The organism is Aliiroseovarius sp. Z3 (assembly GCF_029105185.1).
Classification (GTDB): Bacteria; Pseudomonadota; Alphaproteobacteria; order Rhodobacterales; family Rhodobacteraceae; genus Aliiroseovarius.
The window spans coordinates 1-20,237 of record NZ_JAFMZK010000011.1 but is presented as its reverse complement, the minus strand read 5'-3'; the positions used below and the strand labels follow the sequence as shown (position 1 = coordinate 20,237).

The 20,237-nt window shown below is 59.7% G+C and carries 17 protein-coding genes and 1 pseudogene; 6 read left to right on the top strand and 12 right to left on the bottom strand.

Annotated elements, in window-relative coordinates; all coding sequences use genetic code 11:
* Positions 1-25 precede the first annotated feature (25 nt).
* From J3R80_RS16495 to glpD, 6 genes and pseudogenes are all read right to left on the bottom strand, one after another.
* Positions 26-298 carry a DUF2160 domain-containing protein gene (locus tag J3R80_RS16495; RefSeq protein WP_095587541.1) on the bottom strand — a complete coding sequence of 91 codons (273 nt, stop codon included), beginning with the start codon at positions 296-298 and terminating at the stop codon, positions 26-28.
* A 24-nt stretch (positions 299-322) separates the two neighbouring features.
* Positions 323-1,174 carry a carbohydrate ABC transporter permease gene (locus J3R80_RS16490; RefSeq protein WP_095587540.1) on the bottom strand — a complete coding sequence of 284 codons (852 nt, stop codon included), beginning with the start codon at positions 1,172-1,174 and terminating at the stop codon, positions 323-325.
* A 3-nt stretch (positions 1,175-1,177) separates the two neighbouring features.
* A complete protein-coding gene (locus J3R80_RS16485; RefSeq protein WP_191285025.1) occupies positions 1,178-2,047 on the bottom strand; it encodes a sugar ABC transporter permease in 870 nt (289 codons plus the stop codon).
* 72 nt (positions 2,048-2,119) lie between these two features.
* A pseudogene (locus J3R80_RS16480) lies at positions 2,120-3,254 on the bottom strand (ABC transporter ATP-binding protein).
* Positions 3,255-3,265: 11 nt separating this feature from the next.
* A complete protein-coding gene (locus tag J3R80_RS16475) occupies positions 3,266-4,354 on the bottom strand; it encodes an ABC transporter ATP-binding protein (RefSeq protein ID WP_191285024.1) in 1,089 nt (362 codons plus the stop codon).
* Between the two features lie 13 nt (positions 4,355-4,367).
* Entirely contained in the window at positions 4,368-5,966 is a 1,599-nt protein-coding gene (glpD, locus tag J3R80_RS16470; RefSeq protein ID WP_095587536.1) for a glycerol-3-phosphate dehydrogenase, read from the bottom strand.
* Positions 5,967-6,224: 258 nt separating this feature from the next.
* On the opposite strand from glpD, the gene J3R80_RS16465 reads away from it, so the two are divergent.
* The gene (locus tag J3R80_RS16465) at positions 6,225-6,989 is read left to right on the top strand and encodes a DeoR/GlpR family DNA-binding transcription regulator (protein WP_095587535.1); all 765 of its coding nucleotides are present in this window, start codon (positions 6,225-6,227) and stop codon (positions 6,987-6,989) included.
* A gap of 205 nt (positions 6,990-7,194) precedes the next feature.
* Here the strand turns inward: J3R80_RS16465 and J3R80_RS16460 are convergent, their stop codons facing one another.
* From J3R80_RS16460 to J3R80_RS16450, 3 genes are all read right to left on the bottom strand, one after another.
* Entirely contained in the window at positions 7,195-7,827 is a 633-nt protein-coding gene (locus J3R80_RS16460; RefSeq protein ID WP_275394886.1) for a tyrosine-type recombinase/integrase, read from the bottom strand.
* A 753-nt stretch (positions 7,828-8,580) separates the two neighbouring features.
* Entirely contained in the window at positions 8,581-9,213 is a 633-nt protein-coding gene (locus J3R80_RS16455) for a tyrosine-type recombinase/integrase (RefSeq protein ID WP_275394885.1), read from the bottom strand.
* Positions 9,214-9,539: 326 nt separating this feature from the next.
* Positions 9,540-10,418: a LysR family transcriptional regulator gene (locus J3R80_RS16450; protein WP_275394884.1), complete on the bottom strand. Its 879-nt coding sequence runs from the start codon at positions 10,416-10,418 to the stop codon at positions 9,540-9,542.
* Between the two features lie 207 nt (positions 10,419-10,625).
* Between J3R80_RS16450 and J3R80_RS16445 the strand changes: the two genes are divergently transcribed.
* Entirely contained in the window at positions 10,626-11,348 is a 723-nt protein-coding gene (locus J3R80_RS16445; protein WP_275394883.1) for a hypothetical protein, read from the top strand.
* 212 nt (positions 11,349-11,560) lie between these two features.
* On the opposite strand, the gene J3R80_RS16440 is transcribed toward J3R80_RS16445, so the two are convergent.
* Positions 11,561-13,060, bottom strand: coding sequence for a winged helix-turn-helix domain-containing protein (locus J3R80_RS16440; protein WP_275394882.1), 1,500 nt, complete (start codon positions 13,058-13,060; stop codon positions 11,561-11,563).
* Between the two features lie 156 nt (positions 13,061-13,216).
* Here J3R80_RS16440 and J3R80_RS16435 point away from each other — a divergent pair, with 156 nt between their 5' ends.
* Positions 13,217-14,716 (top strand): hypothetical protein, encoded by a 1,500-nt coding sequence (locus J3R80_RS16435; RefSeq protein WP_275394881.1) that lies wholly within the window; start codon positions 13,217-13,219, stop codon positions 14,714-14,716.
* Between the two features lie 228 nt (positions 14,717-14,944).
* Here J3R80_RS16435 and J3R80_RS16430 read toward each other — a convergent pair whose 3' ends face one another.
* Positions 14,945-15,388, bottom strand: a complete 444-nt coding sequence (locus J3R80_RS16430; RefSeq protein WP_275394880.1) for a helix-turn-helix domain-containing protein — start codon at positions 15,386-15,388, stop codon at positions 14,945-14,947.
* 59 nt (positions 15,389-15,447) lie between these two features.
* Here J3R80_RS16430 and J3R80_RS16425 point away from each other — a divergent pair, with 59 nt between their 5' ends.
* From J3R80_RS16425 to J3R80_RS16415, 3 genes are all read left to right on the top strand, one after another.
* Positions 15,448-15,936, top strand: coding sequence for an SRPBCC domain-containing protein (locus tag J3R80_RS16425; RefSeq protein WP_179141525.1), 489 nt, complete (start codon positions 15,448-15,450; stop codon positions 15,934-15,936).
* An 8-nt stretch (positions 15,937-15,944) separates the two neighbouring features.
* Positions 15,945-16,277, top strand: a complete 333-nt coding sequence (locus tag J3R80_RS16420; protein WP_084354084.1) for a TfoX/Sxy family protein — start codon at positions 15,945-15,947, stop codon at positions 16,275-16,277.
* 213 nt (positions 16,278-16,490) lie between these two features.
* A complete protein-coding gene (locus tag J3R80_RS16415) occupies positions 16,491-19,502 on the top strand; it encodes a lysozyme inhibitor LprI family protein (RefSeq protein ID WP_275394879.1) in 3,012 nt (1,003 codons plus the stop codon).
* A gap of 217 nt (positions 19,503-19,719) precedes the next feature.
* Here the strand turns inward: J3R80_RS16415 and istB are convergent.
* Positions 19,720-20,237, bottom strand: a 518-nt coding sequence (gene istB / locus J3R80_RS16410) for an IS21-like element helper ATPase IstB (protein ID WP_275394878.1), incomplete at its 5' end; no start/stop codon positions are given.

Sequence of the window (20,237 nt, the reverse complement as noted above, 5' to 3'; positions counted from 1 at the left end):
CTGTCCCGGCCACGGGTGCCTGTGGCTACACCCAGCGGAACACCGCGGCGGCGTAGATCAGGCAGACGATGAGGGCGTAAGGTTGTTGCGCCCCAACGATCCCGAGCCAGGCCAGATTGATAAAGGCCGAGCCCAGAAGGGTGATGAAGAGCCGGTCGCCCCTCGTGGTTTCGATCCGCAGAATGCCCGTGCGGGGCGTTTCCGGGAATTTAATGGCCAACACCGTGAAGGTGATCAGCAGCGAGGCGATGACGGCGAAGAAGATCGCGGTCGGCCAGGTCCATGCCATCCAGTCCATTGGAAATCCTCCCTTTCTTCAGGCTTACACGCGACCCAGGGCAAAGCCCTTGGCGATGTAGTTGCGGACGAAGTAGATCACGAGCGCGCCGGGCACGATGGTCAGGATACCGGCAGCCGCCAGCACGCCCCAGTCGATGCCCGATGCCCCTTGGGTCCGGGTCATGATCGCGGCGATGGGTTTCGCATCCACGGTGGTCAGCGTGCGGCTCAAGAGCAGTTCCACCCATGAGAACATGAAGCAGAAGAACGCGGCGACCCCGATTCCGCTGGCAATCAGCGGCGTGAAGATCTTCACGAAGAAGGCGCCAAAGCTGTAGCCGTCGATATAGGCGGTCTCGTCGATCTCCTTGGGCACGCCGCGCATGAAGCCTTCCAAAATCCACACCGCGAGCGGCACGTTGAACAGGCAGTGCGCCAGCGCCACGGCGATATGGGTGTCAAAGAGGCCCACCGACGAATAGAGCTGGAAGAACGGCAGCGCGAAAACCGCGGGCGGTGCCATCCGGTTGGTCAAGAGCCAGAAGAACAAGTGCTTGTCGCCCATGAAGTGATAGCGCGAGAAGGCATAGGCTGCAGGCAGCGCCACCGCGAGGCTGATCACCGTGTTCAGCGTCACGTAGATCAGCGAATTCACATAGCCCATGTACCAGGCCGGATCGGTCAGGATCGTGGCGTAGTTGGCGAATGTCAGGTCACGCGGGAACAGAGTGAACTCGTTCAGGATCTCGGTGTTTGTCTTCAGGCTCATGTTCAGCAGCCAGTAGATCGGCAGCAGAAGGAACAGGAGATAGAGGGTCATCACCACGAGACTGCTGTTGATCTTGGGCAGAGACAGCCCGCGGGATGAGAATTGGTTTACGGTCATATCGGCCATGGATCAGCCCTCCCGCTTTTCGAGGTTGGTCATCACGGTGTAGAACACCCAGGAGATGAGAAGGATCACGAGGAAATACATGATCGAGAAGGCCGCGGCCGGTCCAAGGTCGAACTGTCCCAGCGCCATCTTGACGAGGTCGATCGACAGCAGCGTGGTTGCGTTGCCGGGGCCACCGCCGGTGACGACGAACGGCTCGGTATAGATCATGAAGCTGTCCATGAAGCGCAAGAGGATCGCGATCATCAGCACGCCCATCATCTTGGGCAGTTCGATGAAGCGGAACACCTTCCAGCGCGACGCCTGGTCGATCTTGGCCGCCTGATAATAGGCGTCGGGGATCGACTTCAGACCGGCAAAGGCCAGCAGCGCCACAAGCGAGGTCCAGTGCCATACATCCATGACGATGATCGTGACCCAGGCCGCTAGAATGTCCTGCGTGTAGTTGTAGTTGATGCCAAGCGCGTCCAGCGTGTAGCCCAGCAGGCCGATATCGACGCGACCAAAGATCTGCCAGATCGTGCCGACCACGTTCCATGGAATGAGCAGCGGCAGCGACATCAGCACGAGGCAGAAGGACGACCAGAAGCCCGATTTCGGCATGTTCAGCGCCACGAAGATGCCCAGCGGGATCTCGATGGCCAGGATGATGCCCGAGAACATGAGCTGACGGCCAAGCGCGTCCCACATGCGCTCCGAGCGCAGCATTTCTTCGAACCATTCAAGCCCGGCCCAGAAGAACTGGTTGTTTCCAAACGTGTCCTGAACCGAGTAGTTGACCACGGTCATCAGCGGGATCACCGCCGAAAAGGCCACCAGAAGCAGCACAGGCAAGACGAGAAACCATGCCTTTTGATTGACTGTCTTTTCCATTACTTCGCCCCCTCCCCGGACGAGTGCGCCACGGGGCGCGCGATTTGTGCGGATGCCTGATCGAGGAAACGGTCAACCATTTGGATCTGGCGTTCCATGATCTGTTGCGGTGTCAGGATCGGACGGCCCTCCATCACGCGGCCTCCCGTTGACGCGCCAGTCATTGGCGTAAACATTGACGCGGTTCGCATCGAATGTGACCCGGTTCATATCAGCGCTGATATGGTCGTCTTCGCCCGCGATGATATTGATATCGCTGCCAAAGAACTCGGCGCGGATGATCTTGTGACGGCCCACATCCTCGACACGGCGCACCTTGACCGGCAGGCCTTCGGACTGCGACAGGCGCGCGAATTCCGGGCGTACGCCGATCTCGACCTTGCCATCCAGCGGCTTGTAGCCCTGCGCGAGCTCGACATAGGAGCCGTTCACATAGGCCTTGTTGCCGTCGATCCGCGCCGGGATCACGTTCATGCCGGGCGAGCCGATGAAATAGCCGACGAAAGTATGCTCGGGACGCTCGAACAGCTCTTCGGGCGTGCCGATCTGCACAACGCGACCGTCATACATGACCACAACCTTGTCGGCGAAAGTCAGCGCCTCGGTCTGGTCATGGGTGACGTAGATCATGGTGTGCCCGAAATCATGGTGCAGCTGCTTCAGCTGGGTGCGCAGTTCCCATTTCATATGCGGGTCGATCACGGTCAGCGGCTCGTCAAACAAGAGCGCGTTCACGTCCTTGCGCACCATGCCACGGCCCAGCGAAATCTTTTGCTTGGCATCGGCGGTGAGACCGCGCGCCTTTTTGCGCAGCATGTCTTCCATGCCGATCATGCGGGCGATTTCCTGAACGCGCTCCGCGACATAGCTCTCGTCCCTGCCACGGTTGCGCAGCGGGAAGGCAAGATTGTCATGCACGGTCATCGTGTCGTAGACGACCGGGAACTGGAACACCTGGGCAATATTGCGTTCGGCGGTGGGGGCGTGTGTCACGTCCTTGCCATCAAACAGGATGCGGCCCTGGCTCGGGTGCAAAAGCCCCGAGATGATGTTGAGCAGCGTGGACTTGCCACAGCCCGACGAGCCCAGCCGCATAGGCTTCGCCGTCGGTCCAGTCATGGTTCAGTTCCTTCAGCGCAAAGTCATCTTCGCTGCCCGGATTGGGCAGGTAGGAATGCGCGAGGTTATCAAGTGTGATCTTGGCCATGGTTCCCTCCCTCAGGCCGCGAGCGCATAAGCGGCAGGTGCCACCAGCTTGCCGTCTTCGCCAAAAATGTAGACATGGCGGGGGTCCAGCCAGACATCGAGCCGCGCGCCCAGCTCCAGCTCATGCACACCATGGATCAGACCGACCCAGCGCTCGCCGAAATGGTCGAGATGCACGAAGGTCTCCGACCCGGTCAGCTCGGTCACCGACAGTTTGGTGGCGAATTGCATGACATCCGGAGAATGCTGATTGATTTCCAGATGGTTCGGGCGGAACCCGGCGGTGTAACGGCCATCGGCCAGTTCCGCGAGCTTGCCTGTCGCCGCCGCGCTCTGACCGTCGCCGAACATGATCCGGTTGCCGGTCTTGGAAATCGGCAGGAAGTTCATCGGCGGGTCCGAGAACACCCGCGCCGTGGTGGCATCCACCGGCTGGCGGTAGACCGACGGGGTCGGGCCGAACTGGGTGATGCGGCCTTCGGACAGGGTGGCGACATTGCCGCCCAGCAGAAGCGCCTCCTCGGGTTCCGTGGTGGCGTAGACAAAGATCGAGCCGGAAGCTTCGAAAATTTTCGGAATCTCGACCCGCAGCTCTTCGCGCAGCTTGTAGTCGAGGTTCGCAAGCGGCTCATCGAGCAGCACCAGACCGGCATTCTTGACCAGCGCCCGCGCCAGCGCACAGCGCTGTTGCTGACCGCCTGACAACTCCAGCGGCTTGCGCTCCAGCATCGGGGTGAGCTTCATCAACTCCGCGGTTTCGCGCACGCGGGTGTCGATCTCGGCCTTGTTCACGCCCATCAGCTTCATCGGCGAGGCGATGTTGTCATACACGCTCATCGACGGGTAGTTGATGAATTGCTGATACACCATCGCGACCTTGCGATCCTGAACCCGCTGTCCGGTCACATCCTGATCGTTCCAAAAGACCTGCCCCGTGGCGGGCACATCAAGCCCGGCCATCAGCCGCATCAGCGATGTCTTGCCCGACAGGGTCGGTCCAAGCAGCACATTCATCGTGCCTTTTTCCAGCGTCAGATCCGTCGGGAAGATATGGGTCTGCCCCTCGACGGTCTTTGATACGCCTCTCAGTTCCAGCGTCATCAGGTCCTCCTCCTTATTCCGCCGCCGCGGGTGATGGATGGCGGCGCTGCGCCATCCAGTCGTCAAGTGCCTGGACCTGCTCTTTGCTCAAACGCAGTCCCAGTTTGTTACGCCGCCAGATCACGTCTTCTGCCGTGCGCGCATATTCATGTGTCATAAGCCAAGCGATCTCGGCCTCAGTCAGCGTGGCGCCAAAATCCTGACCCATATCAGAAGCTTGCTCCGCATTGCCAAGGATGTCGGAGGCTTCCGTGCCGTAGGCGCGTACCAGCCGCCTGGCCCAGAAATCGCTCAGGAACGGGAAACGGGATTGCAGATCGGCCATCAGGCCCGCCACGCCATCCACCGGGAAATCGCCACCAGGCAGGGGAACGCCCGCAGTCCATTTGCCCTTGGCCAGCGTCAGGTGCTCCCCGATTTTGTCCATCGCGCTTTCCGCGAGACGGCGGTAGGTTGTGATCTTGCCGCCAAAAATATTTAGCACCGGCGCGCCCGCGCTGGTATCGACCTTTAGCGTATAGTCCCGCGTCGCCGCCGTGGCGCTGCTAGCGCCGTCATCATAAAGCGGACGCACCCCGGAATAGGTCCAGACCACATCATCGCGGGTCAGTTGCTGTTTGAAATACTGGTTGGCAAAGCCCAGCAGGTAGTCCTGTTCCTCGGGCGTGCATTCCGGTTTGACCGACGGGTCGGCATGTTCCGCGTCGGTGGTGCCGATCAGGGTGAAATCGGTCTCATAGGGGATCGAAAAGATGATCCGCCCGTCGGTGCCCTGAAAGAAATAGCACTTGTCGTGATCGTAGAGTTTGCGGGTCACGATGTGGCTGCCGCGCACCAGCCGCACACCTTCGCGCGAGTTCAGCCGCACTTTGGTCTGGATGATGTCGCCAACCCACGGACCACCGGCATTTACCAGCATCCGGGCATAAAAGGTTTGCAGATGGTTGTTTTCGGTATTGCGCGTTTCGATGCGCCAGATGCCGTTTTCGTTGGTCGCGCTGACCACCTGCGTGCGGGTCATGATATGTGCACCACGCGCTTCGGCGTCACGGGCATTGAGCACGACAAGGCGCGAATCCTCGACCCAGCAATCGGAATATTCATAGGCTTTGGCAAAGCGATCCTGCAGCGGCGCGCCCTCGGTGGTGCCGGTCAAATCCAGCGTTGCCGTGCCGGGCAGGATTTTGCGTCCGCCCAGATGGTCATACATGAACAGCCCCAGCCGGATCAGCCATGCGGGCCTACGCCCTTTCATCCAGGGCATGAACAGGCTGAGGAGTTTCGAGGTTGGCGTATCCGACTCAAAACGCATATCCTTATGATATGGAAGCACAAAACGCATCGGCCAGCTGATATGCGGCATCGCCTTCAACAGTGTTTCACGCTCGATCAGCGCCTCGCGCACCAGCCGGAATTCGAAATATTCGAGATAGCGCAGCCCGCCGTGAAACAGCTTGGTCGACGCCGAAGATGTGGCGGAAGCAAGGTCGTTCATCTCGGCCAGCGCCACCGTCAGCCCACGGCCCGCCGCATCCCGGGCGATACCGCAGCCATTGATGCCGCCACCAATGATGAACAGGTCAGTGATTTCCGTATCGTTCGGGTGTTCCACGCGATTCTCCTCCAAGCGCGTTGTGCCACATTTGTGGCGAAATCACCGACATATCGCAACAACTATTTTTTCGTTTGTGTTCGGTTTTACACTTTTACCCGTTTATCAAAGGCTTATCTGGCGTAAATCCGAGCGATTACAGCCAGCACAGCGCCAAACAGAAGAATTTTTATTGCCTTTTCACTCGTTTTTCGCGATTCTCCTACCCCAAACCGGCATGGACCCGGCCACAAACGAACATTGGTGAAAAGGAAGATCATGTCGCAAACATTCCGCCATCCCGAAATTCTTGAGATCGCGCGTCGTGAAGGCAAGGTGACGGTCGAAGGGCTGGCCCGGCATTTTGACGTTACACTGCAGACCATTCGCCGAGACTTGACCGACCTTGCCGATGCGGGTCGGCTGGAACGGGTGCATGGCGGGGCGGTCTTGCCGTCAGGCACGACCAATATCGGCTATGAAGAGCGCCGTGCCCTCAAAGCTGAAGAAAAACGCGCCATGGCCCGCGCCTGTGCCGCCGAGATCCCCAACGGCATTTCGCTGTTTCTCAATATCGGCACGTCAACCGAGGCCGTCGCACAGGAACTGATGCATCATGAAAACCTCATGGTGGTCACGAACAATATGAACGTGGCCAACATTCTTGCCGGCAACAGGGACTGCGAAATTATCGTGACAGGTGGCCAGCTGCGGCGCGCCGATGGCGGTCTGGTCGGCAATCTGGCCACGGAGACCATTCGCCAATTCAAATTCGATCTGGCGGTGATTGGTTGTTCCGCGCTCGACGTCGAGGGCGATTTGCTGGATTTCGACATTCAGGAAGTGACCGTCAGCCAGGCCATCCTGCGCCAATCCCGCAAAACCTATCTGGTAGCCGACCAGTCAAAGCTGTCGCGCAGCGCCCCGGCGCGGATTGCGTCGCTCGCCGATATCGACACATTTTTTACGGATAGGCCGCTGCCCAGAGATTTGGCTGCGTCATGTGACGCGTGGCGGACAAAGATCGTCGTCGCTGATCAGTAACGCCGCATGCCATAGCGCGCCCCGAAATCGGGAAGGCGCCGCAACGCGGGACGTGGCCAGCTGCGGCCGCAGCTTTCCGTTTTTCATTGGCATATCTATAGCTTCTCATATGCAGCGAATGGCAGGAAAGCGGGTTGCCACCGCAGCATTTTCAGGAGGTGCACTAGGGCGGCTATGGGCCGCTCATGAAGGCGGCCCATCTGCCCTAGATTTCAATGGCTTCAGCGATGGCAAGAGCATCCTCAAGTTCGACTCCAAGATACCTGACTGTGCTGTCCATCTTGGTGTGGCCCAGCAGGAGCTGAACAGCGCGAAGGTTGCCTGTCTTCTTGTAAATTTGGGTGACTTTGGTGCGCCGCATGGAATGCGTGCCGTAAGCACTTGCTTCTAGTCCAATTGAAGTGACCCAGTCCCGGACAATGCGAGCATACTGACGGGTTGAGATGTGCAGACGTTCGTGGAACCGTCCTGGCCAAAGATATTCGGATCCGACCATCAGTTCGTCTTCCATCCACTTCTCCACCGAGGCTCGAGTGCCTTCTGAAATCTCGAAACGTACTGGTTTCTGGGTTTTGCTTTGCAGAACGGAAGCGCGCTCTTTGATTTGGCCCGACGCCATAACATCGACGACTTGCATCTTCACCAGATCACAGCCTCGCAGCTTGCTGTCGATCGCCATGTTGAACAGTGCGAGGTCGCGGTGGTTTTCCGCCAGCTCCAGTCTGACTCGGATCGCCCAGACATGTTTCGGTTTCAGTGGTCTCTTTTGTCCGACGATGCGCCCCTTGTTCCAAGCAGGGCGCAATGCACGAATGGCAGGTAAATTTGGTGTTTCCATGACTGATCCTCCGATCCGCCATTCCCTCCCAAAACGACAACCCGACGTTGACAGAAATAGTGTACCACAGGATGCTGCGCTGCCTCGGATGGCAGGAGAGAGCCCAAAGTCACAAATGCTGCGTGTTGCCCGAATGGCGATCATCGGCCTCGCCGTCGCCGTGAAATTGAAGCTGCGACAAAGTAAACAACCGTGCTTACAAATACAGATGCCATGTAAATTGCTGGCACAACAAACAAGGCAATGCCCTCCATCCCAGTAGCTCTGGGATACCTTCCAGTTTCGACTAAGTAATAGAGCGTGCTCAGGTAAACGATCATTATCGCAAACTGGCCAACAAATGCCGCGGCCAACAAACGTGGCTGCATATACAGTCCCAATCCGATTGCGAGCACAGGGAGCCCGAATGCTAAAAAAAGGAAGATAGTCTGACTCAAGGATTGGATAGCGATCATACACAAACTCCTACTTCCACGAACAGGATGAGGCCAGTGCAGTATCTTACTGGAGCGCCTTAAACGCAAAAACTCAAACGTTTAGACCGGCGGCGAGAGCGACCGTTGCTGTCCCGACTTCGTAAAGCAGCCATTTGAGCGAGGTGGATGAACGGCAGCAAAGTCCCGCAAAGTGACCGTCCAGGCCTGCAGGATACTGCGCGGTACATGAATGGCTGCTCTGGGGAAGCTGCAATGCGGCTACGATAACGCCGGTCAAGGTCGGCTTTGGGCCGCCTGTGAAGGCGACCCCAAGTTTCTAGATTTCAATGGCTTCGGCTATGGCTAGGGCATCCTCAAGTTCGACGCCGAGGTATCTGACTGTACTGTCCATCTTGGTGTGGCCTAGAAGGAGCTGAACGGCACGCAGATTACCCGTCTTCTTGTATATCTGAGTAACTTTGGTCCGCCGCATCGAATGGGTCCCATAGGCGCTTGCCTCAAGTCCGATCGATGTGACCCAATCCCGGACGATCCGCGCATATTGGCGTGTTGAGATGTGCAACCGCTCGTGAAAGCGGCCTGGCCAAAGGTATTCGGACCCAACCATCAGCTCGTCTTCCATCCACTTCTCGACCGAGGCACGAGTACCTTCCGAAATCTCGAAGCGTACTGGCTTCTGGGTCTTGCTTTGCAGAACCGAAGCGCGCTCTTTGATTTGACCCGCAGCCATCACGTCCACGACCTTCATCTTGACCAGGTCGCAACCTCGGAGTTTGCTGTCGATTGCCATATTGAATAGCGCTAGATCACGATGGTTCTCCGCTAGCTCAAGTCTCACGCGGATCGCCCAGACATGTTTCGGCTTTAGGGGGCGCTTTTGACCGACGATGCGGCCCTTGTTCCAAGCAGGACGAAGCGCGCGGATGGCAGGTAAGTTTGGTGTTTCCATGACTGATCCTCCGATCCGCCATGCCCTCCCAAAACGACAACCCGACGTTGACCAGGCCAGCATATAACAAGATGCTGCACTGTCTCCGAGGTCCGGTCAGAGCCCACTTTCTTTGATGCTGCGCTGAGTATGAGGGGCGCCTTCGGCGGATCATGCCGCCGATGCAGCATGAAGTTTCATATGGCTTTGGACCCGCACGCCGAAGCGTACAGGAAACCGGCAAGGAAGCTAGTGCAAAGCACGAACCGTTTGACTCGGTCGTCGCACACGGGCGCACCTGAATGGGACAGCACGGGTGCGCCTAGATTTTCGCGAGCCGCTGATCCCTATCGAGCCTTGCGGGACGCGCGCATATCCCGCACGAGGCCTTCGACCTCCGGGCGGGACGGCTGATGGCGGTAGCGCAACGCGCGCACCGTGCGCGTGAGCGGCGCGTCAACGATCGGGCGGCTGATAAGGCCCGGCTCGTCGGGAATGGCCGTCTCCGGCAGCACGACGACGCCCGCGCCCTTCCGCGCCAAGCTCAGCAGCCAGTCGACCCGGTTGGACCGATAGGCGGCGTAGAGGTCTTGGTCCCGCTCGGCCACGGCCGCGTGGAGCGCGTTGCGCATCTCGCAGTTGGGCCGGTCAAGGAGATCGGCGTCTGCTAGCTGCGCGAGGGTGATCGACGCGTCGGCGGCGAGGGAATGGTCTCCCGCCATCACCACGCGGTAGCCCTCGTCGTAGAGGTCGTCGGCGCGGTAGAGATCGGGCACCTCGCCGCCGGAGGTGATCGCGACGTCGATCCGGCCGTCTTGCAGCCCCGACACAAGCGCGTCCGCTCGGTCTACGATCAGCTCCACATCCGCTTTCTGCACCTGTCGGCGGAAGCGGCCGACCGCGTCGACGACGCGTGACTGCCCGATCGTCTCGCCCAAGCCGATGACGATCGGTACCCGGTCGAGATGCAGGTGGCGCGCGGCCTGGGCCTTCGCTTCGGCGGCCTCGGCCACCAGTCGCTCCAGACGCGGTCGGACGAGATCGCCGAGGGACGTTAGGCGGCACCCGGACCGGTCGCGCAGGAAGAGCACCCCACCGAGTTCTTCCTCCAACTTCTTGATCGCCGTCGTCAGCGCCGGCTGAGACACGTTCGACGCCTGCGCGGCATGGGTGAAGTTGCGGTGGCGGCAGACGGCGAGGAAGTAGCGGACTTGGTTCATCTCCATCTGCGGTCTCGTTCATCGTTATGGAATGCCGGTCGTGTGGTGCGCTACAAGGTGACATAGCAGGCAAAAGACGACTTCGTCCATACATTCTGATTATCGAACGATAGGGCATCGGGATTGGCGCCGAGCGGGCCTGCGCCTCATCTTCGGGCCAAGGACGACGGAGGCCATAAAGGTGTCTGCGTCCGCCATCCGAGAGGAGATCCCATGACCACCCGCATCAAGCCGCTGCTCGGCGCCCTCGCCGTCTCCGCCGCTGCCATATCGGCCCACGCCCAGGAAATCGCCCCCGGCCAGCCCGTCAGCTACATCCCCATGCCCGCCGTGACGGCGCAGGCCGACGCCTTCACGGCCTACCTCCCCGAGGCGGCGGGGATCGTGCGCAACGGCGAGCCCGGAACGACCTATTGGTTCGGCCTGCGCGACAACGACACCGTCGGCATCTTCGACGTCTTCGTGAACGCCGCGGCCCAGCAAGCGCATTTCGAGGGGCAGGTCGCGGCCGAGATCAACGCGAACGCTGCCGACTGGGTCGTCGACGGCTGGGACGGCGGCGTGGTGCCCAACATCAACAACGGCACGATCCTGTCGGCCCGCCAGCCGGTCGATCTCGAGGACGTCACGACGGCGACCCACATCGCCCTGCGCGCGGCGGAGGGGCAGGCGGATGCGTTGGCTGATTTGCTGACGTCGGGCGGCGCCATCGTCGAAGAGACGGAGCCGGGCACGCTATTCTGGGTCGCGGTCCAGTATGACGCGAACACGTTCGGCATTTTCGACGCCTTCGCAGACGAGGACGGGCGCGCCGCCCACTTCGCCGGACAGGTCGCCGCACTGCTCAACGAGCAGGCCGGTACGCTGGTCGAAGGCGGCTGGGAGGACGGCGTCGTCGCCAACGTCCGCAACTTCGACGTCGTCGCTATCAAATAGGGCCAACCCCGCATCGAAGCGTTGCCCGGCGTCCAGCGGCGGACGTCGCACGTGATAGCCAAGCGGTGCAAGCGGACGTTCGTGCATAGCGCAGCGAACGCCCGCTCCGTCCGCACACCGGACATAAACCTCCTGCCAGAAGGTATGACCCAAAACGGTGGTTATCGCTGGTGCCAGAAACGTATGAGTTCTGGCATGAATTATATCTCTGGCTAAGTCGGAAATCCGGCTTTCTCAAAACCGGTCAGAAGGTGATCGATATCACGTCGACTACGGGTAGCCCGTTCCATGTAACTTTCCGCAGAAGAGAGGGTGTTGCTCGGGTCCATACCAAGATGTGTTCGTGTAACTTCTCTGGCTCTACCGGGCCTTCCCATCATGGCGAACGACGCCGCGACGAGCCTGTAGGGACGAGTAAAGTTGGGACGCCGGATCAAAATGGAATCGAGGCTTTCGATTGCTGTCTCGTATCGGCCCAGATTGTAAAAAGCAGCGCCTAAAGCCCAAAACGCCCTAGTTTCGTGGATCGGATTCAGTGCGATTGACCGGTGCAGAAAGGGAACAGCCTCGGCTGATCGTCCTGCATGCAGCAAGAAGGAGCCCATCATCGACTGCGCGTCAGAGTCGCTGGGATTAAGAAAGATGGCGCGCGCAAAAGCCTTCTCTGCAAGTCTCCACTCATGCCGTAGTTGAAGAACCCTTCCCATAATCCACGCAGGACGGCTCGTCGTGGGTCCCAGCCGTGTCGCCCGCTGAACGTATCGCAGCGCCGTATCGAGTGACTTATCAATATCTTCGGTATATTGATGAAACGCATCATTGAAATGCGTTTCGGCCAGTCCACACCAGGCAAGAACATTGCCATTATCCAAAGACAAGGCCATCTCGAAGGCACACCGTGCTTCTTCGTTCAATCCTTTGTTGTCGGGTTGTACCGCAAAGCCGATTTGACAGTAGTCCATCGCAGTGCGCGGCGCTCTTCGCGAAGATCGGCTATTTGCGTATTGAACAACCTCTTTCTCAACTCTCTGAGCGACTACGCCGCTTGGAAAGACTTCGCACAGCCTGTTAGAATCAGCCCTGATGCGGTGGCTCCAGATGACTGTTCCGGAGTGGCCATGCACGACCTGCAGGAAAAGTTCATGCGCCGGATACTCAGGGTCATTGCGAAAAGCCCTCAGCACAATGACGAAATCCGCGCCGACCCGGTGACCAGCCAACCGCAGTTCGCTCAACGTCCGAATCCTTGAGTTCACGCAGTCTGAGAATTGTATCTGGAGCGTCTCAAACCGGTTCAGTTCGTCCTCGAGGCGTGTCTTGAGAATGCCGATGACGCCCAAGTCCGCGCAATCGGTATATTCCAAGAGGACGGCGACAGAGAATGCACGGTCCGGTCGTCCTGTTAAAGGGCTTGAAGTCAGTGACACTGAACCGACAAATTCATACCCAAAGCCCCGCTTGGTCTGGATGAAAACCGGCCTGCGTGCCGTTTCGCCCAAGGCGAGTCGAAGCTGCTGAACCGTCGATTTCAGGGTATCTCGGGACGGCATCCGGTCGGGCCAAACACGATTCTTTAGGTCTTCGGCCGGGACTGCCTGGCCGCGACTTTCAACGAGTACGCGCAAGAGGTCAAAGGTCTTTGAGCGAAGCGCGATCTCGCGACCGCGCAGCACGACGCTGCGCCCGGAAAGATCAACTTGAAGCGGTGCCATCGTCGGACCCTTTCGTGCAGTCCTCCCTCGGCTTTTTACCAAAGTTTTACCATTCGCGCAAAAGGCCTCCCCTACAGTCTTGTAGTCGCTGTCAAAGCCTTCGGCCCAGTCGAATCTGCGTTCAGGTAGGAAGGCTGCAATTTGGGAATACATATTATGACGTTCAAGAAACTTCCTTTCGCCTCGGTCTCCCTGCTGGCGATGCTGGCGTTCCAACAACCCGCTGCTGCTCAGGATGCCAACGCCGACCTTGGCGTGGTGACCTTCGAGACCAGTTGCACACAAGCTGCAGAAGAGGACTTCGCGACTGGGCTCCTGCTGCTTCATCACATGATGTATCGCATGGCCGAAGCGCGGTTCGAAGCCGCTGCCGTGGCAGATTCTTCCTGTGCGATGGCCCAATGGGGCATCGCAATGAGCAACTTCCACCCGCTTTGGCCGGGCATTCAGTCGCCCGCGGAGCGCGAAGACGGACTGGCCGCCATCGCACGCGCAGCAGAGCTCGATCCCGGTACGGCACGCGAGCGCGCCTACATCAATGCCGTAGTACGGTTCTACGATCCAAACCTGGAGACCTATCCGGACCGCCGCGCTGCTTGGGCCGAGGCGCAGAGGCAGGTCCATGAGGATCACCCCGAGGACGAAGATGCCGCTGCCTTCGCCGCGCTCGCGATGCTTGCCGTGGCAAGGCCGGGTCCGAAAGGGCTGGAGGCGCAGCGTGAGGCCGGAGCGTTGTTGGAGGGCCTGTACGCACAGGCACCCGAGCACCCTGGCGCACTCCACTACTTGATCCACGCCTACGACTCACCGCTAATGGCCGAGGCCGCGCTACCCTTCGTCGAGGCTTATCTCGCACTTGCGCCTGAGACCCCGCATGCGCTCCACATGCCTGCCCACATCATGACCCGCCTCGGTCGTTGGGAAGAGTCGGCCGATCTCAACCGCCGCTCTGCCGACGCGGTACTTGCGCAACCGACAATCGACGGGACAGTGTCAAACCACTATCCCCATGCGCTCGACTACCTCGCATACGCGCAACTCCAGCTTGGCCTCGCCGACGAGGCCGCCGACACTGTCGCTGAACTGCTCGGCACTGCTGACATGGAAGACGTATTCGGTACCGCCTACGCCGTTGCTGCGGCACCAGCAAGGTTGGCGCTGGAACAGGAGAATTGGGAGGCTGCCGCCGCTCTGCCGGACATCCCGTATGACGGCTTGGAATGGCAGCGCTATCCCCATGCGCTGGCCATCGTGGCGTTTGCGCAAGGAATTGGCGCAGCGCGAAGCGGTGGCGACCCAGAAAGCGCTTTGGCGCGCCTGGCCGAACTGCGCGCTGTCATGGAGGAGCTCGGAATGGGATACTGGGTCACATTGGCTGACGCCCAGATCGGAGCGGTGGAGGCTTGGGTGGCGTACGGAGCTGGCAATCGCGGCGCAGCACGTGCAGCGATGGAGGCCGCCGCCGATACCGAGGACTCTGTTGGCAAGGCGCCGGTCACACCCAGCCATGTTCTGCCGGTGCGCGAACAGCTCGGGGACATGCTTTTGATGTTGGGAGAACAAGAAGGCGCAGTCACGGCCTACGAGGCCGCGCTGGTCATCTCTCCAAACCGCAGCCGGGCCCTTTATGGAATAGAAGAAGCCTCGGCTAACTGACGCATCACCTTTGCCCCGGCTATCAAAACCGCACCTGCCGTCTGAAGGCCGGTGCCGTACTCAATCTCACCTTCATCCCAAGGTGCGGACAAAAACCCCTAGCCAATACAATGCACCAAAAGCGGTCCTTTCCGCCGGTGACAGAAACGGTTGAGTTTTGGCACATCTTGCGGCGCGGCGAAGGTCAGAAACGAGGCTAGTGGCAAGGAGTCCGCCTGTCGTGTAGTGTCACTGTTTCGGAATCTCCAGAATCTCTTCATGGACGCCGGTCGCTCCCCATCGGACGATTTCCGCTAGGATTGGAAGCAGAGCCTTGCCCCTCGGTGCGAGAGAGTATTCGACCTTCTTCGGCACAACCGGATACTCCCGCCGGTCGATCAGGCCCAGCTCAGTCATGTCCTTCAATTCTCGGCTCAGAATGCGCGGTGTCACTGGTTTGCCCAAGCCGCCCTTGACCAATGAGCGTCCGATCTCGCCGAACCGCTGCGGCCCACGATGGAGGACGCACAGGATGTGTAGCTTGTAGCGCCCTCCCACGATCTTGTTGAACGCGATGGCCGGGCAGAGCGAGATGTGGGTCATGTCGAGACCGGTCAGAAGGGACACGCTTGGCCCCTTATGGGTGTCGCTATCAAGCGCCATAGGAAATCCCATACTATCCTTTTTGTCCATATTTACGAAACCGTACTACCACTTGTAGTCTGCAATCAATGTCGAAAAGGAGAATGAACATGGCAGATGCCGATGCACCCGACGCTCAAGATGAGGTGAGGGCTACAACAGACCCGAAGACAGGCGAAATCGAAGCTTCTGGAGTTTTCGAAACCTCGCCTGAGCGCCTGTTCCGAGCGCTCACAACCAAGGAGATCTGCAACTGGTGGGTCCGACCGGGCGTATTCAACACTCAGGAATGGAGCGGCGATGTCCGGGAAGGCGGCCGTTGGGCTGCCGCAGGCGTCGGTGGAGGTCAACCTTACCAGCTTGAAGGAGAGTTCGTGGTCTTCGAAGAGCCAAACAGGCTCGTGCAGACCTGGAAGGCTGTCGGCGCTCCCTTTGAACCCGCGATGCTGACCTACGAGCTGGAGCCGCGATCAGACGGTGTGCAACTAACGCTACGGCATAGCGGACTGCCAAACGCTGAAGTATGCGAGAAAACCCGCGCCGGTTGGGAAACCAGCCTGATGCGGCTTCAAGAAATCATCGCAGCCGAGAAACGTTGAAGCTGCGCATGGCCTATGATGAAGCCCTTGCTGCCCGTGTCCGGAACGCTTTGTCAGACGCGGGCGAGCTGCGCGAGCAGAAGATGATGGGGGCGCTGTGCTTCATGATCGGCGATCATATGTGCTGCGGAGTGACCGGCAATGCGCTCATGGTCCGAGTGGGGCGGGATGGTTATGATACGGCCTTGGCGGAAGAGCATGTTCGCCCCATGGAGATGACCGGCGGGCGAAGACCGCGTGGTTTCGTGCTTGTCGATCCTCCCGGCATCGGCACCGATGAGGCACTACATCGGTGGATCAGGCGCGGTCGAACCTTCGTATCCACGCTTCCCGCGAAGTAGCCCGCTGGCTGAACTGTTCTGTCGTTTGCAATAGCGGTCAACGCAAGGTCTGTCCCGCTCGCCGGACACAAACCCCCTGACAGAACCTATGCGCCAAAAACGGTCTTTTTTGGCATTTTGCGTATCCGTCAAACGGGACGCACCCCGCCCTCAGAACCCGCAAGTGACTACTTTACACCGCATAACGAAAAATTTCATGCTGTCAGTAGAATTATGGAGAACAATTTGAGCGGACTTAAAGTTTTTGGAGCAGCGCTCGCTGCATGTCTCATTTGGGAAACAGCCACTGCGCAGGAAGTGTGGGAGTTCGCGACCGGCGAGCACCAGCTGCGCGGTTCGGCAAAAGCGACAGCGAATGGCAAATCGCTGCGGCTGGAATGCACACGGCCAGGTGCCGATCTAGCGGCATATCCGGCCAGGCAAGGCATCCGGCCTCATGAGCCGGGCGTTCTCAACCTCTTCTTTGGGATGGGCGGAGCTGCGACGGGGCAAGTGCCGGTGACGATCTTTGTGGACGGTCAGTCCGTGGGCACAGCGCCGATGGTTTATTCGCCCGCCGATGAAGCGTTTGGTGCGAACGTCGCGTTGAACTCGCCGCTTTTGGACCGGTTGGCCGCAGGGGGCAGTGTTCGGCTTTCGGGTGACGGGACGGTCGCTGTCTTTTCGCTCAGTGGATCGAGCCGGGCGCTTTCAGACTTGCGGGAATTCTGTACGCGCCTGATCGGGCAGGAGGACATGGCGGAGGGGCCGAGTTTCGATTGTGCTAAGGCGGCGACGCCGGTGGAGCTGGCGATCTGCGCTGATCCGGTTCTGGCGGCGCAGGACCGTGCCCTGGCCAATGTATTCCGCGCGGCACGGGCCAAGGCGCAGAGTCCGGACACGTTAGTGCAGCAGCAACGGTCTTTCATCGAGAACCGTGAGGCCTGCGTCGGCAGCGTTCTCTGCATCGAGGCCGAGACGCGTACTCGGATCGGCCAGCTTGCGGCCTTTGCCGGTGTGCCGGTGCCTGAGGTGCCAGCGCGCGTCGAGCAGGTCGTAGCGCCCGCAGCGACACCGGCGCTGGAACAGAATGAGACTGCGCGGGTTGTAACGCCCAACCGGAAACCCGCAGAACAGGTTCCCCTGATGACTTCGCAGACACAGGCGCAAGCCGAAGCCGCACCGATCCCTGAGGCGCAGGGCGTGCCCGAGTTGGGCTGGTACTTCTCGGGCGGACCAAATGGTCCGATGACAGCTTACAGAGACGGTGAAACTCGAGAACTCACCCTTTCATGTGCAGAGGCGGGTGGTAGTAGCAGCGTGTCGCTCAGAATGGATGTCTCGGATGCGATCTGGGATGAGGTGCCGGGCGATTATTACGCGATCTCACTTAAGAACGTGGATCGGATAAAGCTTCCACTTGATCGAGGATGGCATGCGAGGATTTCGACTGTCCACTTACCGCGAGCCCCCGTTCGTGGACTTGAGAGCCCGCCTGAAGATGCTTCAATTGACGTGACGACGGATGGCACGAAGGTCATTCGGTCGATCCCGGTTTCCAATTTGTCGAGACCGCTCCGCGAAATTATGTCCCACTGCGCCAGAGGCATTGCCGGCCCCGATGAACCGTCGTACGCTTGTCAGGGATTGTTTCGTGGCGTGGTGGAAAGCGAAATCTGCCGGAATCCGGAGGTCGCGCGGTTTGATCGACGCGTCGCAGATTCCTATTACGCAGCCACAGCAGGAATGCCACCAACAGAGCAGGCGGTAGCGTGGGAGCGTCACCGCACTTGGCAAGACAGACGCACAGCTTGTCAAAAGGATATGACGTGCGTGATGGCGGAAGCCCAAGCGTACCTCGCGAGCCTAGGTGCACCGGAGCCTGCGTCCGAGGCGCCTCCGACCGAAGCTGTCGCTGCGCTCGCCGCCGATCCAGCGGCAGCAACAGCGGAAGTCGAATCACACGGCTTCTCCGGAACGTTGATGTATATCGCTGGGAATACGGCGTATTATGACGTGACGACGGATCAGCGGTCGCCCGGCCATGTGCTTGCGGTCCACGACGTAGATGCCGCGACGCTTTTGCCTGATGATCGTGAGAGTGACATCGCGGCGTTCACCGAGATTGCGAAGAAAAGAGAGTGGACGCGGGGGACAAGAATCTACCACGTTCGGCTGGGACACCCCATACCGGAGAATTTGTGGCGAATCGTTGAAGACAATGTCGAAGCCCGACGCCCGCGTCCCATCGATCCGATAACCTTTGCGCTTACATACCTTGGCCCGAAAGCATCTTGGCAGCAGATCGCTGATAAAGCTCAGGAACACATAAATGCGCGGATGACACCTCAGGAACAGGCGGCGTACTGGTTGGCGGAACGCCAGCGCCGTGCGGATGAAGGTCGCGAGAGGGAAGAAAAGCGTGCGTCGGAGGTGTACGAGCGCGGGCTGATCTACAAGCAGCCGGGCTTCTACGCGCAATTCCAAAACTCGCGCGCGACGCGGGCCATGTTCGAGGGAAATCGGCTACGGCGCGATGCGCCGATCCTGCGGGATTACGTGGCTGGGTTCCACATCGGGCTCGAGCAGCGGTGCAGGGCATTTCTGCCAGATGATGCAGTGCCGTTCTCGGATACGACTGTGACAGTCGTGCGGAACCTCCTCGGGGTCGAGTTTAGTCGATCGAGTGAGACGAGCACACTCATGCTTCTGCCCGAGTTCGCGGAGTACTACGCATGGACGCGGGAACCCAAGCAGGCTGCAGGGAATGCGACGGGGCTCATGGCAACGGCGCAGGACTTGGCGGCAGGGCGGATAAGCTTGGGGCAGGCCGCAGCTATCGGTGCCGGGGCCGCGGCGGATGCTGCGCGACTGGTGGCCATCGGGGGATGCGACGGTCCGGTGACGCAACAATTGCGGGAGGTGCTGCTTGCCAGCGTGGAGGAACGGCCCCCGGTGGCTCTTCCGCAAGGTGTCTTCGAGGCAGAGAGCGATCCATCGCCGGGGCCGGGTGTTTACGTGCGCCTGGAGGACGCGTGCTATGCCGCGAACCTGTACGAGCGAGATAGTTTGGCGCGGTGCCACTGTACCGCGAACGGGTTCCGCGATCGGTTGCCGGAAGCTGAGCTGAGATTGGCGATGAACGACTGGTACACGTTCCGAGAGCGTCTGGTGCCAGGTGCTTCCGGCGAGCGATCACCGGCGGGATCGATCTGGAACGAATGTAGGTTGCGGCACATGCGCTAAGCTCCATCAGCAAATGATCCGTCCTCGCCCTGTGTGCTCCGGGTGTGAGACATTCGTGTGAGCGCAATAAACGGTCATTTGTCAACGGCGGAGTAAAATTCGGCCATTGTGGCGGAGCAAAAGTCGGCCAGTTTGGGGCGAGCGCCTTGGAGCGTGCGGCCCTCATATAGCAAGCCCGGTCCAAGGCGCATTGGCCGTCAGGCCAATTCTGTGAGGTTCATTTGTTAGCGGCGGCGAGGCGGGCGCGGCTTTGATTGAGGCGGTAGCTTTCGCCGTTCATCTCGAGGATGTTGACGTGGTGTGTCAGCCGGTCCAGCAGCGCGCCGGTCAGGCGTTCGGTGCCGAAGGTTTCGGTCCACTCCTCGAAGGGCAGGTTGCTTGTGATCAGGGTCGACCCTCGCTCGTAGCGCTGTGAGATCAGCTCGAACAGAAGCTCGGCGCCGGTTTTGCTCAAGGGGACGAATCCCAGCTCGTCGATGATCAGCAGTTTGACCTTGGCGAGTTTGCGCTGGAGTTGCAGGAGGCGTTTTTCGTCGCGGGCCTCCATCATCTCGTGCACGAGGGCTGCGGCGGTCACGAAGGCGACAGGCAATCCTTTCTGGCAGGCAGCCAGTCCCAGCCCGAGGGCGACATGGGTCTTGCCGGTGCCGGAGGGACCGAGCGCGATCACATTCTCCTTGCGTTCGATCCATTCGCAGCGCGCCAGCTCCAGCACCATCATCCTGTTGAGCGACG